Source organism: Rugamonas violacea (assembly GCF_016461825.1).
Lineage (GTDB): Bacteria > Pseudomonadota > Gammaproteobacteria > Burkholderiales > Burkholderiaceae_D > Rugamonas.
The window spans coordinates 136,222-149,165 of record NZ_JAEMNU010000037.1; the positions used below are offsets into that span (position 1 = coordinate 136,222).

Annotated in this window: 11 protein-coding genes; 10 read left to right on the top strand and 1 reads right to left on the bottom strand. The window is 69.1% G+C overall.

The window, feature by feature from the left end:
- Window positions 1–8 precede the first annotated feature (8 nt).
- The 8 genes from H7U20_RS08195 to H7U20_RS08230 all read left to right on the top strand — a co-directional run bounded on the left by H7U20_RS08195 (window position 9) and on the right by H7U20_RS08230 (window position 8,359).
- On the top strand, window positions 9–551 hold the full coding sequence (locus H7U20_RS08195) for a chemotaxis protein CheW (protein WP_199519097.1): 543 nt from the start codon (window positions 9–11) through the stop codon (window positions 549–551).
- Window positions 552–559: 8 nt separating this feature from the next.
- On the top strand, window positions 560–1,372 hold the full coding sequence (locus H7U20_RS08200) for a CheR family methyltransferase (protein ID WP_199519098.1): 813 nt from the start codon (window positions 560–562) through the stop codon (window positions 1,370–1,372).
- Window positions 1,369–1,881, top strand: a complete 513-nt coding sequence (locus tag H7U20_RS08205) for a chemotaxis protein CheD (protein WP_199519099.1) — start codon at window positions 1,369–1,371, stop codon at window positions 1,879–1,881. Before H7U20_RS08200 ends, H7U20_RS08205 begins: the two co-directional genes overlap by 4 nt.
- A complete protein-coding gene (locus H7U20_RS08210; RefSeq protein WP_199519100.1) occupies window positions 1,878–2,963 on the top strand; it encodes a protein-glutamate methylesterase/protein-glutamine glutaminase in 1,086 nt (361 codons plus the stop codon). The genes H7U20_RS08205 and H7U20_RS08210 overlap by 4 nt, the downstream gene beginning before the upstream one ends.
- A 12-nt stretch (window positions 2,964–2,975) precedes the next feature.
- Complete coding sequence (locus H7U20_RS08215) at window positions 2,976–4,250, top strand: EAL domain-containing response regulator (RefSeq protein WP_199519101.1); 1,275 nt, start codon at window positions 2,976–2,978, stop codon at window positions 4,248–4,250.
- A 67-nt stretch (window positions 4,251–4,317) separates the two neighbouring features.
- Window positions 4,318–5,994, top strand: a complete 1,677-nt coding sequence (locus H7U20_RS08220; protein WP_199519102.1) for a methyl-accepting chemotaxis protein — start codon at window positions 4,318–4,320, stop codon at window positions 5,992–5,994.
- 12 nt (window positions 5,995–6,006) lie between these two features.
- A complete protein-coding gene (locus tag H7U20_RS08225) occupies window positions 6,007–6,570 on the top strand; it encodes a chemotaxis protein CheW (protein ID WP_199519103.1) in 564 nt (187 codons plus the stop codon).
- Between the two features lie 304 nt (window positions 6,571–6,874).
- The gene (locus tag H7U20_RS08230) at window positions 6,875–8,359 is read left to right on the top strand and encodes a methyl-accepting chemotaxis protein (protein WP_199519104.1); all 1,485 of its coding nucleotides are present in this window, start codon (window positions 6,875–6,877) and stop codon (window positions 8,357–8,359) included.
- Between the two features lie 68 nt (window positions 8,360–8,427).
- Here H7U20_RS08230 and H7U20_RS08235 read toward each other — a convergent pair whose 3' ends face one another.
- Window positions 8,428–9,231 (bottom strand): class I SAM-dependent methyltransferase, encoded by an 804-nt coding sequence (locus H7U20_RS08235; protein WP_199519105.1) that lies wholly within the window; start codon window positions 9,229–9,231, stop codon window positions 8,428–8,430.
- A gap of 580 nt (window positions 9,232–9,811) precedes the next feature.
- Here H7U20_RS08235 and H7U20_RS08240 point away from each other — a divergent pair.
- Complete coding sequence (locus tag H7U20_RS08240) at window positions 9,812–11,449, top strand: TldD/PmbA family protein (protein WP_199519106.1); 1,638 nt, start codon at window positions 9,812–9,814, stop codon at window positions 11,447–11,449.
- 18 nt (window positions 11,450–11,467) lie between these two features.
- Complete coding sequence (locus H7U20_RS08245; RefSeq protein ID WP_199519107.1) at window positions 11,468–12,805, top strand: TldD/PmbA family protein; 1,338 nt, start codon at window positions 11,468–11,470, stop codon at window positions 12,803–12,805.
- Window positions 12,806–12,944: the final 139 nt, after the last annotated feature.

A 12,944-nucleotide genomic window follows, 5' to 3' on the forward strand; every position in this document is an offset into this window, starting at 1 on the left:
AGCGCCAGATGATCACAAGCACCGAGCACAGCGCCAGCCGCGCGCTGGTCGCCGCGGCGGCCGCCGCCGCCGCCGCGCTGCCCAGCCAGTTCCTCACTTTCATGCTGGGCGAGGAGCAGTTCGCCGTCGGCATCCTCAACATCAAGGAGATCATCGAGTACGGCAGCCTGGCCACCGTGCCGATGATGCCGAGCTGCGTGCGCGGCGTCATCAACCTGCGCGGCGCGGTGGTGCCGGTGCTCGACCTGTCGGCCCGCTTCGGCCGCGCCAGCAGCCCGGTCAGCAAGCGCAGCTGCATCGTCATCGTCGAGCTGGCCGACAGCCAACAGGGCAAGCAGGTGCTGGGCATGCTGGTCGACGCCGTCAACGCCGTGGTCGACATCGCCGCCGGCGACATCGAGCCGCCGCCGGCCTTCGGCACGCGCATCCGGCCCGACTTCATCGCCGGCATCGGCAAGGCCAACGGCCGCTTCGTCAGCCTGCTGTCGATCGAGCGCGTGCTGTCGGGCGAAGAAATCGTCGCGCTGGCCCGCGCCGCCGCCCAGCACTGAGGCCCGGCATGGCGATGATCACCCTGACCGACCGCGAGTTTTCGCAGTTCCAGCGCTTCATCTACGAGGCGGCGGGGATCTTCATGGCCAACGGCAAGCAGGCGCTGGTCAGCGGCCGCCTGGCCAAGCGCCTGGCGCACTTCCAGCTGGCCAGCTACGGCGACTACCTGCAACTGCTGGAGAGCCGCCGCGAGCCGGCCGAGCTGCAGATGGCGGTCGACCTGCTGACCACCAACGAGACCTACTTCTTCCGCGAGCCCAAGCACTTCGCCCTGCTGCGCGAGCTGGCGCAGGCGGCCAAGGCGCAGCAGCGCGGCCTGCGCGTGTGGAGCGGCGCCTGCTCCAGCGGCGAGGAGCCCTACAGCATCGCCATGGTGCTGGCCGAGGTGCTCGGCGAGGCGCCCTGGGAGGTGCTCGGCACCGACATCAGCAGCCGCGTGCTGGACAAGGCGCGCCGCGGCCACTACCCGATGGAGCGGGCCAGCCAGATGCCGCCGGCCTACCTGAAGCGCTACTGTCTGAAGGGCCAGGGCGGCGAGGCCGGCACCATGCTGGTCGAGCGCGCGCTGCGCGCCCGCGTCAGCTTCCAGCACCTCAACCTGGTGCAACCGCTGCCCAAGCTGGGCAGCTTCGACCTGATCTTCCTGCGCAACGTGATGATCTACTTCGACCTGGCCACCAAGCGCGCCGTGGTGGCCCGCCTGCTGGCCCAGCTGCGCCCCGGCGGCCACTTCCTGATCGGCCACTCGGAGACGCTGAACGACATCAGCGACGCGGTGCAGGCGGTGGCGCCGTCGATCTACCGCAAGCCGGCGTCATGAGCGGCGGCCACAAGCTGATCGACGTGTTCCTGATGCCGGGCGACTGCTTCGTCGGCGACGAGCAGTACCGCGTGCGCACCCTGCTCGGCTCCTGCGTCTCGATCACGCTGTGGCATCCGGGCCGGCGCATCGGCGCCATGTCGCACTTCCTGCTGCCCGGCGTCAACCGCAAGGGCGACGACGGCCGTTCCGGCATGTACGGCGTCGACGCCATGAACTTCCTGCTGGCCGGCCTGGAGCGGCGCGGCGTGCCGCTGGCGCAGTGCCAGGGCAAGCTGTTCGGCGGCGGCGCGATGTTCCCGCGCAGCGCCAAGGTGCGCGACATCGGCACGCAGAACGGCGACTGCGCGCGCGAGCTGCTGCGCCAGCACGGCGTCGCGCTGGTGTCGGAGAGCCTGTTCGGCGAGGGCCACCGGCAGTTGATCTTCACCATCCGCAGCGGCGAGGTGCTGAGCCGCCAGGTGCCGCCCGATTTCGTGCTGCGCCGCCCGCACAAGGAGTCCGCATGAGCATCGATGTGATGATCGTCGACGATTCGGCGGTGGTGCGCCAGGTGCTCAGCGGCCTGCTCAACGGCGCCCAGGGCATCGTCGTCACCCACGCCGTGGCCAACCCGTTGCTGGCGATGGAGCGCATGAAGACGCAGTGGCCCGACGTCATCGTGCTCGACGTCGAGATGCCGCGCATGGACGGCATCACCTTCCTGCGCAAGATCATGGCCGAGCGGCCGACGCCGGTGGTGATCTGCTCGACCTTGACCGAGAAGGGCGCGCAGACCTCGATGGACGCGCTGGCCGCCGGCGCCGTGGCGATCATCACCAAGCCGCGCCTCGACCTCAAGCAGTTCCTGCACGACAGCGCCGACGAGCTGGTCTCGGCGGTGCGCGCGGCGGCCGGCGCCAACGTGCGCCGCCTGGCCGGGCGCGCGGCGGCGCCGCCGCCGCAGCCCACCGTCAAGCACAACGCCGACGTGATCCTGCCGCCGGCCGAGGGCCGGGCGATGACCCAGACCACCGAGCGGGTGGTGGCGCTGGGCACCTCGACCGGCGGCACCCAGGCGCTGGAGGAGGTGCTGACGGCGCTGCCGCGGGTCTGCCCCGGCATCGTCATCGTCCAGCACATGCCGGAGAAGTTCACCGCCGCCTTCGCCGCGCGGCTCGACAGCGTCTGCCAGATCAGCGTCAAGGAGGCCGCCAACAACGACCGGGTGGTGCCCGGCCGCGCCCTGATCGCGCCCGGCGGCAAGCACATGCTGTTGCGCCGCACCGGCGCCTACTACTTCGTCGAGGTGGTCGACGGCCCGCTGGTGAACCGCCACCGGCCCTCGGTCGACGTGTTGTTCCGCTCGGTGGCGCGCTGCGCCGGCGCCAACGCGCTGGGCGTCATCATGACCGGCATGGGCGACGACGGCGCCGCCGGCCTGCTCGAGATGCTCAAGGCCGGCGCCCGCACGGTGGCGCAGGACGAGGCCAGCTGCGTGGTCTACGGCATGCCCAAGGAGGCGGTCAAGCGCGGCGGCGTCGAGAAGAGCATGCCGCTCAACCTGATCCACCGCGAGATCCTGCAGCAGCTCGCCTCCTTTCTCAACTGAGCGGAACCGGCCATGACCATCGACAGCTCCGTCCAGCCCGCCGCCGCCGGCCACGCCGCCGCCGCCCCCTGGCACGGCCAGAGCGTGCTGGTGGTCGAGGACAGCGCGGTGCAGCGGGCCCACCTGGTCGCCCTGCTGCGCGAGTTGGGCTTCGCCACCGTGCTCGAGGCGGCCGACGGCAACGAGGCGCTGCGCGTCATCGAGGGCGCCGGCGGCACGCCGCTGTTCCTGGTCTTGACCGACCTGGAGATGCCGGGCATGGACGGCATCGAGCTGACCTGCCAGCTGCGCGAGCGGCGCCTGGTGCGCCACCTGATCGTCATCAGCGCGCGCGACCCGCGCCTGCTCGAAATCATCGAGAGCATGGGTTCGGAGGACGCCAGCTTCGGCCTGCTCGGCACCCTGCTCAAGCCGGTGCAGGCGGCCGCGCTGCAACAGCTGCTCGAGCTGACCGCGCGCGCGCCCGGCGGCCAGGCCCGCCCGCCCGACTTCGTGCCGACCCTGGCCGAGCTGGCGGCGGCGCTGGCGCGGCGCGAGTTCCTGCCGTATTTCCAGCCCAAGGTGGCCATGGGCAGCGGCCAGCTGAAGGGCGTCGAGGCGCTGGCGCGCTGGCAGCATCCGCAGCGCGGCTTGCTGGCGCCGCTGTACTTCATCGGCCCGCTGGAGGGCAGCGCGCTGATGGCCGATTTCACCCTGGCCATCGTCGGCCAGGTGCTCGAGCGCATGCTGGCCTGGCGCGAGGCCGGCCTGCCGCCGCTCACCGTGTCGATCAACCTGTCGGCCGACAATCTGGCCGAGCGCGCCTTCATCGACCGCCTGACGGCGCTGGTGCTGGCCTCCGGCGTGGCGCCGGCGGCGCTGGTGTGGGAGGTCACCGAGACCAGCGTGATGCGCCAGCTGTCGCAGTCGCTGACCAACCTGGGGCGGTTGCGCCTGATGGGCTTCGGCCTGGCGATGGACGACTTCGGCATCGGCTATTCGTCGATGCAGCAGTTCGCCCGCTGCCCGTTCACCGAACTGAAGATCGACCGCGCCTTCGTGCACGGCGCGGCGCAGTGGCCGAACCGCCACGTCGTGCTGAAGAGCGCGCTCGAACTGGGCCAGCGCCTCGGCGTGCACACGGTGGCCGAGGGTGTCGAGAGCGAGGCCGACTGGCGTCTGCTGCGCGACCTCGGCTGCGACATGGCGCAGGGTTATCTGCTGGCGCGGCCGATGCCGGCCGAGGAGCTGCTCGGTTGGATGCGGCGCGACCGCCGCCGCCTGCGCGAACTGGCCGGCAGCGCATGAGTTGACGACGACGGCCGGCGCCGCTGGCGGCCGGACCATAAAGCAAGAACCACACTGGGGAGACGATATGTTGAACAATCTAACGGTCAAGAGCAAAATCATCGGACTGATCGCGGTGGCCGTGCTGGCCTTGCTGGTGGTGGTGCTGATCGCCTTCCTCGGCATGCGCAAGCAGTCGGACATGCTTGAGGAGGTGGGGCGCAACCGCATGCCCTCGCTGCAAAGCCTGCAGACCATCAACGAGTCGAAGACGGCGCTGCGCTCGTCCAACCGGGCGGTCGATTCGATGGCGACCTACTTCAACGATCCCAAGGACGTCGCCCACGAGGTCAAGCGCAAGGCCGAGATCATGGCCGACCTGGAAAAGGCCTGGAAGGTCTACGATCCGCTGCCGCAGAGCGCCGAGGAGGCGGTGGTGTGGAAGCAGTTCGTCAAGGATTGGGAAGGCTGGAAACAGCGCGACGCGCAAATTGTCGAACTGATGAACCGCATCGTCGCCGCCGATCCGGCCAAGCGCAAGGAACTGTTCGCCGCGCTGCACCAGGCCATCCTCGACAACCGGCCCGCCTTCCACGCCGTCGAGGAGGGGCTGGACAAGCTGGTGACGATGAACGCCAAGTACGGCGAGGACGCCGTCAAGGAGGCCGAGGCGGCGTCGGCCGGCGCGCTGCGCCAGATGTACATCGCCTCGGCCGCCGCGCTGGCGCTGCTGGTGGCGCTGGGCGCGGTGATCCTGGGCGGCATCCTGCGCCAGCTGGGCGGCGACCCGTCGTATGCCGCCGAGATCGTGCGCCTGGTGGCCGACGGCGACCTGACCGCCGACGTCGTCGTCAAGCCGGGCGACACCGGCAGCCTGCTGGCGGCGATGAAGAACATGATCGAGAAGCTATCCCACGTGGTGCAGGAGGTCAACAACGGCGCCGAGGCGCTGGCCAGCGCCTCCGAGGAGGTCAGCGCCACCGCCCAGTCGCTGTCGCAGGCGGCCAGCGAGCAGGCCGCCGGCACCGAGCAGACCAGCGCCTCGGTCGAGCAGATGACCGCCTCGATCTCGCAGAACACCGAGAACGCCAAGGTCACCGACGGCATCGCCAGCAAGGCGGCGCTGGAGGCGGCCGAGGGCGGCGACGCGGTGCGCTCGACGGTGGCGGCGATGCAGCAGATCGCCCGCAAGATCAGCATCATCGACGACATCGCCTACCAGACCAATCTGCTGGCGTTGAACGCGGCGATCGAGGCGGCGCGCGCCGGCGAGCACGGCAAGGGTTTCGCCGTGGTCGCCGCCGAGGTGCGCAAGCTGGCCGAGCGCAGCCAGGTGGCGGCGCAGGAGATCGAGCAGGTCGCCAGCAGCAGCGTCGAACTGGCCGAGAAGGCCGGCAAGCTGCTCGACGAGATGGTGCCCAACATCCGCCGCACCTCCAACCTGGTGCAGGAGATCACCGCCGCCTCGGAGGAGCAGTCGGCCGGCGTCGGCCAGATCAACGCCGCCGTCACCCAGCTCAGCCAGACCACCCAGCAGAACGCCTCCAGCTCGGAGGAGCTGGCCGCCACCGCCGAGGAAATGAGCGGCCAGGCCGAGCAGCTGCAGCAGACCATGTCCTTCTTCAAATTGATGGGCGCGCCGCGCAAGGCGCTGCCGCGGACGCCTGCGCGCGGCGGCAAGAAGGCCGCCGGCCCGGGGCAGGGCGGCCGCCGCCAGATGGCCGAGATGGGCGATCCGGACGAGTCGCATTTCGTCAAGTTTTAGGAGGGCTGCGGCATGGGCGCTTTGCCGGTAGTGACGTCGGCCTCGCCGCAGGTGGCGGCGCAGTACCTGACCTTTTTGCTGGGGGCCGACATGTTCGCCATCGGCATCCTGGCGGTCAAGGAGATCATCGAGTACGGCGGCGTGACGGCGCTGCCGGGCATGCCGGCCTGTATCAGCGGCGTCATCAACCTGCGCGGCGCCGCCGTGCCGGTGCTCGACCTGGCGCGCCGCCTCGACCGCGCGCCCGGTCCGGTGACCAAGCGCACCTGCATCATCGTGCTTGAGGTGGCGGCCGACGACGGCGCCTTCGTCATCGGCATCCTGGTCGACGCGGTGCAGGCGGTGGTCGACATCGGCGCCGCCGACATCGAGCCGGCGCCCAGCTTCGGCGCCCAGGTGCGCGCCGAGCTGTTGCTGGGCATCGGCAAGATCGGCGGCCGCTTCGTCCTGCTGCTCGACGTGCAGCACGTCGTCGCCGGCAGCGAGATCGCCGCGCTGGCCGCCGCCGGCGGCGCGCCGCCGCCGCTCGACACGGAATTGGCCGCGCCGGCCGCGGCGGAACCGGCCGCGCCCTGAGCCGACCCGGCCGCGCCAGGCCGCCAGGCCGCCGTGCGATCGCCCGGCGCGGCGCGCCGTGGACGCCGGCGCCGCTGCGATTGTCAACCCGGCCCAGGTGCTGGCCGACGCCGGCCGGCGCGCCCGCGCCGCCTCGCCGGCGGCATGCGCGGGCGCGGATGCGACAAGGTGGTTTTTGGGGAGAATTGCCGTCCATTATTACGGCACAATGGCTTCTGCTTGTCCCCGCGTTCCCCCCGCCGCCGCCGCGATCCGCAGGTCCGTCCTGCCGCCTTGCCTCGGCCGCCACCCTGAGGAGTTGGCCATGTTGAGACGGATGAAAATGGAGACCCGGCTGCAGCTGGGCCTGGGCACCATCGTGCTGTTGGTGGTGCTGCTCGGCGTGGTCGCCTTCGCCAAGCTGAACGCCTTGCAGGGCCACTGGGACGAGATCGAAAATGTCACCATGGTGCGCAAGGACGCCGTGCTGGCCGTGGTGCGCGCCCACGGCGACGCCGTCCACCACTTCAAGAACTACGTCCTGCGCGGCGGCGACAGCGCCGCCAAGTTCCGCGCCGACCTGCTGGCCATCGACAAGGCGGTCGCCAGCTATCAGCTGCGTGGCGAGCTGAGCAACGATGAGCAGACCCAGTTGAACGAAATTCGCAGCGGCAGCAAGGCCTATCTCGACAGCATGCTGGAGCTGGAGGCGCTGCGCGCCAAGGGCGCCGGCGTGGCCGAGCTGGACAAGGCGGCCAGGGGCGCCGACGCCGTCATCGCCGCCGCCAGCGACAAGCTGTTGCTGATCAACGCCGCCGAGACGCGCCACGAGTCGGAGCAGATGGGCAGCGTCGCCGAGTCGGCCAAGCGGCTGATCCTCGCCGTCGATGTCGCCATCGCCGTGGCCGGCTGCCTGCTGGCCTGGTGGTTGTCGCGCAGCCTGGGCCTGGTGGTGCGCGACGTGCAGCAGGTGGTGGCCCAGCTGGCCGGCGCCTCGCAGGAGGTCAGCGCCACCGCGCAAACATTGTCGCAGGCGTCCAGCGAGCAGGCCGCCAGCGTCGAGGAGACCAGCGCCTCGATCGAGCAGATGAGCGCCTCGATCGCCCAGAACGCCGAGAACGCCAAGCTGACCGAAGGCATGGCGACCCAGGCGGCGCAGGAGGCGGCGCGCGGCGGCGAGGTGGTCAAGGCGACGGCGGCGGCGATGCGGCAGATCGCGCTGAAGATCGGCATCATCGACGACATCGCCTACCAGACCAACCTGCTGGCGCTGAACGCCGCCATCGAGGCGGCCCGCGCCCACGAGCACGGCAAGGGCTTCGCCGTGGTCGCCGCCGAGGTGCGCAAGCTGGCCGAGCGCAGCCAGGTGGCGGCGCGCGAGATCGGCGAGGTGGCGGCCAACAGCGTGCAACTGGCCGAGCAGGCCGGCGTGCTGCTCGACGCCATCGTGCCGGCGATCCGCAAGACCTCCGACCTGGTGCAGGAGATCGCCGCCGCGTCGGAGGAGCAGTCGTCCGGTGTGCGGCAGATCAACAGCGCGGTCGGCCAGTTGAGCCAGACCACCCAGCTCAACGCCGCCAGCTCGGAGGAGCTGGCCGCCACCGCCGAGGAGATGAGCGCCCAGGCCGAGCAGCTCGAACAGCTGATGCGCTTGTTCCGCCTGCACGTGGTCGAGGCGGCGCCGGCGCGCGCGTCGGTGCGGCCGACGGCGATCCGCGCCGGCCAGGCGCGGCGCGACACCCGGCCGGCGCGCAAGCTGGCCTTCGGCGCCGACGGCGGCCCGGACGAAAACCACTTCACCAAGTTCTAAGCGCCCACGTAAACGCCGGAGGGAGGCGCGCGGCCTCCCTCCCGTTCATGCCGCGGCGCGCGCCGCGCTTACTGCTTGACGAACTTCAGCGTCATGCGGTCGCTCTCGCCGATCGCCGTGTAGCCGGCGCGGTTCTCGTCCTTGTTGGCGTAGGTCGGCGGCAGCGCCCAGACGCCGCTCTTGTGGTCGGCCTTGTCCTTGGGATTGGCGTTGATCTCCGACTTGGCCGCCAGCTTGAAGCCGGCCGCCTCGGCCAGGCCGATCACGTAACTCTCCGACATATAGCCGGTGCTGGCCGTGGCGTCCTGCTTCTGGCCGGCCGGCAGGCGGTGCTCGACCACGCCGAACACGCCGCCCGGTTTCAGGCTGGTGTGGACGCTGGCGAACAGCGCCTTCAGATTCTCCGGTCCGCTCGGAATCCAGTTGTGGATGTTGCGGAAGGTGAGCACCATGTCGGCGCTGCCGGCCGGCGCGAACTCGTACTTGCGCGGCGGCTCGAAGACGCCCAGTTGCACCTTGTTGAACACCGTCGGCCGCGCGTTCAGGCGGGTCAAAAAGCGCTCGGCGCCGCGCCGCGCGTCGGCGTCCGGCGAGGCCAGCTCGTTGCCGGCGGCGATCAGCTTGCCGCGTTCGCGCAGATACGGCGCCAGGATCTCGGTGTACCAGCCGCCGCCCGGCGCCAGCTCGACCACCGTCATGTCCGGCTTGATGCCGAAGAAGGCCAGCGTTTCATACGGATGGCGGGCGCCGTCGCGCAGCGCGTTGGCCGGCGTGCGGTTCTCGCCGGCGATGGCGGCCTTCAGCGCATCGTCGGCCTGGGCCATGCCGGCCATGCCGCACAACAGGGCGCTGGCCAGTAGTAGTCGTTTCATGCAATGTCTCCTCTTGGTGGGTGGGATGCTGCGATGGGCGGGCGACACGGCGGCGGTCGCCCTGCGCGATCATCGGCCAACTGCGCCGGCCGGTCAAGTGAATCCGCCGTGCCGCCGCGCTGTCGGGCGTCCGCCGTTCGGCCGCGCCGTTCGGCCACGCCGTTCGGCCGGCGCCGCCGATAGTGTCCGGCTAGCGTACGCGGACACCCGGCGGACACTCTGCGGACACTTTTGCAAGAATTTCCCGGCACGGCGCGACACGGCGCGGCCGCCCGGCCGGACCTCACGCCTGCGCTCTTCCCTGCCAGAATGCAAGTCGCTCCCGGGCTTGGCTCCCGGCTTTGGCGCCTGGGCCGGCTCCGCCGTTTCGTGGCATAAATATTGCCTATCTCGTTTCTTATTTTGCTGGTAATGTTGCCCCTCATTACGCGATGTTGAGCTTCGGCGTGATGGCAAAACACCCGTAAGTTGTGGAACCAGCCAGTAGCACAAGCCGTGGCGCACAAGACCCGGCGGAACCGAGCAAGACCCCGCGTGCGGCCCGTCCGCAACCCGATGCGTGAGTTTTTTTGGAGATACTATGGAACGACGTGCATTTCTCAACATCAGTAGTTTGGCCCTGGGCAGCATGTTGCTGCCCGCCTTCGGACGCGCCATCGCGGCCGAGGAGCTGCTCAAGCCGGTGGCCCTGCAGTTCAAGAAAATGCTGGCCGACACCGCGTTGACGGCGGCCACCCAGGCCGGTGCCAGCTATTGCGACGTGCGCGTCGGCCGTTATCTGAACCAGTTCATCACCACCCGCGACCTGAACATCGAAAACGTCACCAACACCGAGTCGGCCGGGGTCGGCGTGCGCGTCATCGCCAACGGCGCCTACGGCTTCGCCGCCACCAACGACATGTCGCCCGACGGCGTGGCCGGCGCGGCGCGCCAGGCGGTGGCGATCGCCAAGGCCAACGCCAAATTGGGCGGCGAGCCGGTGCGCCTGGCGCCGGTGAGCGGCGTCGGCGAGGTGGCCTGGGCCACGCCGTACAAGAAGGATTGGCGCCAGGTCGCCATCAAGGAGAAGACCGAGTTGCTGATCGCCGCCAACAAGGCCGGCATGGACGGCGGCGCCAGCTTCATGCAGTCGCTGCTGTTCCAGGTCAACCAGCAGAAGTACTTCGCCTCGACCGACGGCTCCTACATCGACCAGGACCTGCACCGCCTGTGGATGCCGGTGTTCGCCACCGCCGTCGACAAGACCAGCAACAAGTTCCGCTCGCGCCAGGGCTTGTCCTCGCCGGTCGGCATGGGCTACGAATACCTCGACGCGCGGCCGGAAGACAAGGTCAAGGCGGCCGGCGGCATCTGCACCCTGTACAAGAACTCCTACGACCTGATCGAGGACGCCCGCGCCTGCGGCCAGCAGGCCAAGGCCAAGCTGAGCGCCAAGTCGGTCGAGCCGGGCAAGTACGACCTGGTGCTCAGCCCCGAGCACATGTGGCTGACCATCCACGAGTCGGTCGGCCACCCGACGGAACTGGACCGCGTGCTCGGCTACGAGGCCAACTTCGCCGGCACCAGCTTCGCCACGCTGGACAAATGGCAGAGCAAAAAATTCAAGTACGGCTCGGAGCTGGTCAACATCGTCGCCGACAAGACCACGCCGGGCTCGCTGGCCAACGTCGGCTACGACGACGAGGGCGTGCAGTGCAAGCGCTGGGACATCATCAAGGACGGCATCCTGGTCAACTACCAGGCCACCCGCGACCAGGCCCACATCATCGGCGAGAGCGCCTCGCACGGCTGCTCCTACGCCGACAACTGGAGCAGCGTGCAGTTCCAGCGCATGCCCAATGTGTCTCTGCAGGCCGGCAAGAAGAAGCTGACCCCGGACGAGATGATCAAGGACGTCAAGAAGGGCATTTACATCGTCGGCGACGGCTCCTTCTCGATCGACCAGCAACGCTACAACTTCCAGTTCGGCGGCCAGCTGTTCTACGAGATCAAGGACGGCAAGATCGGTGCGCAATTGGAGGACGTGGCCTACCAGTCCAACACCCAGGAGTTCTGGAACGCCTGCACGGCGATCTGCGATGAGCGCGACTGGCGCATGGGCGGTTCCTTCTTCGACGGCAAGGGCCAGCCCAGCCAATCGAGCGTGGTGTCGCACGGTTCGAGCACCACCCGCTTCAACGGCATCAACGTCATCAACACCGCCCGCAAGATCGGCTAAGCCCTGGAGAGTTTCGCGATGAAGAATCTGAATCAAGAAGAAGCGCAACGCATCTGCGCCAAAGTGCTGGCCTATTCCAAGGGCGACGAGTGCGAGGTCAAGCTGAACGGCAGCCGCAAGGGCAACATCCGCTACGCCCGCAACAGCGTCTCCACCGCCGGCCTGGTCGAGGACACCCAGTTGTCGGTCGCCGTCTCGTTCGGCAAGAAGCAGGGCGTGGCCACCATCAACGAGTTCGACGACAAGTCGCTGGAGAAGGCGGTGCGCCGCGCCGAGGACCTGGCCCGCCTGGCGCCGGAGAACCCGGAGTTCATGTCGACGCCGGGCAAGCAGGCCTTCAAGGCCAGCGCCACCTTCAGCGCCAGCACGGCGGCGATCGATCCCGAGTTCCGCGCCCAGGTGGCCGCCTATAGCATCGAGAACAGCCGCAAGAACCAGTTGGTGGCGGCCGGCTTCTTCGCCGACACCACCGCCTTCGAGGCGATCGCCAATTCCAACGGCGTCTGGGGCTACCAGCAGGACACCTCGCTCGACTTCACCGTCACCGTGCGCACCGAGGACGGCCGCGGCTCCGGCTGGGCCAAGCGCAGCGCCGGCGACGTCGCCAAGTTCGACCCGCGCGAGGCCTCCAACGTGGCCATCGAGAAGGCGCTGCGCTCGGTCGAGGCGAAGGCGCTGGAGCCGGGCCGCTACACCGTGATCCTGGAGCCGGCGGCCACCTCCGACCTGCTCGGCTACATGTTCAGCGGCTTCGACGCGCGCCAGGCCGACGAGGGCCGCAGCTTCCTGTCGAAGAAGGGCGGCGGCAACCGCCTGGGCGAGAAGCTGTTCGACCAGCAGGTCAACGTCTGGGCCGACCCGTGGGACAAGGACGTCGCCGTGCTGCCGTGGGACAGCAACAGCATGCTGGCGCGCGAGCGCATGGACATCATCAAGAACGGCCGCGTCAGCGCGCTGGACTACTCGCTGTTCTGGGCCAAGAAGCAGGGCAAGCGCGCCGTCGGCCAGCCGGGCAACATCATCATGGCCGGCTCCAACAAGTCGACCGCCGAGCTGATCGCCAACACCAAGAAGGGCGTGCTGGTCACCCGCACCTGGTACATCCGCATGGTCGACCCGCAGTCGGTGCTGCTGACCGGGCTGACGCGCGACGGCACCTTCTACATCGAGAACGGCAAGATCAAGCATCCGATCAAGAACTTCCGTTTCAACGAGAGTCCGGTCAGCATGCTCAACAACATCGACGAGTTGGGCCGGCCGGAGATCGTCGCCGGCGACGAGTCCAGCTACCAGTTGCTGATCCCGGCGATGAAGGTGCGCGACTTCAACTTCACTTCGCTGTCCGACGCGGTGTAGAAAACGGCGCGCCGGTGCGCCCGCACACCCCAGCGACGTAAAGCTGGGGACGGACCCGCTGGGTCCGTCCCCGGGTTTTGCCGTGGGGTGTAAGCAGCGCACCGGCCCGCCGGCAGCACCCCAAACACCCCAACAAATC

What these genes read in the sequence shown, in the direction of transcription:
- H7U20_RS08195 (WP_199519097.1), top strand. Translation starts at nt 9, where the DNA reads ATGATCACAAGCACCGAGCACAGCGCCAGCCGCGCGCTGGTCGCCGCG.
- H7U20_RS08200 (WP_199519098.1), top strand. Translation starts at nt 560, where the DNA reads ATGGCGATGATCACCCTGACCGACCGCGAGTTTTCGCAGTTCCAGCGC.
- H7U20_RS08205 (WP_199519099.1), top strand. Translation starts at nt 1,369, where the DNA reads ATGAGCGGCGGCCACAAGCTGATCGACGTGTTCCTGATGCCGGGCGAC.
- H7U20_RS08210 (WP_199519100.1), top strand. Translation starts at nt 1,878, where the DNA reads ATGAGCATCGATGTGATGATCGTCGACGATTCGGCGGTGGTGCGCCAG.
- H7U20_RS08215 (WP_199519101.1), top strand. Translation starts at nt 2,976, where the DNA reads ATGACCATCGACAGCTCCGTCCAGCCCGCCGCCGCCGGCCACGCCGCC.
- H7U20_RS08220 (WP_199519102.1), top strand. Translation starts at nt 4,318, where the DNA reads ATGTTGAACAATCTAACGGTCAAGAGCAAAATCATCGGACTGATCGCG.
- H7U20_RS08225 (WP_199519103.1), top strand. Translation starts at nt 6,007, where the DNA reads ATGGGCGCTTTGCCGGTAGTGACGTCGGCCTCGCCGCAGGTGGCGGCG.
- H7U20_RS08230 (WP_199519104.1), top strand. Translation starts at nt 6,875, where the DNA reads ATGTTGAGACGGATGAAAATGGAGACCCGGCTGCAGCTGGGCCTGGGC.
- H7U20_RS08235 (WP_199519105.1), bottom strand. Translation starts at nt 9,231, where the DNA reads ATGAAACGACTACTACTGGCCAGCGCCCTGTTGTGCGGCATGGCCGGC.
- H7U20_RS08240 (WP_199519106.1), top strand. Translation starts at nt 9,812, where the DNA reads ATGGAACGACGTGCATTTCTCAACATCAGTAGTTTGGCCCTGGGCAGC.
- H7U20_RS08245 (WP_199519107.1), top strand. Translation starts at nt 11,468, where the DNA reads ATGAAGAATCTGAATCAAGAAGAAGCGCAACGCATCTGCGCCAAAGTG.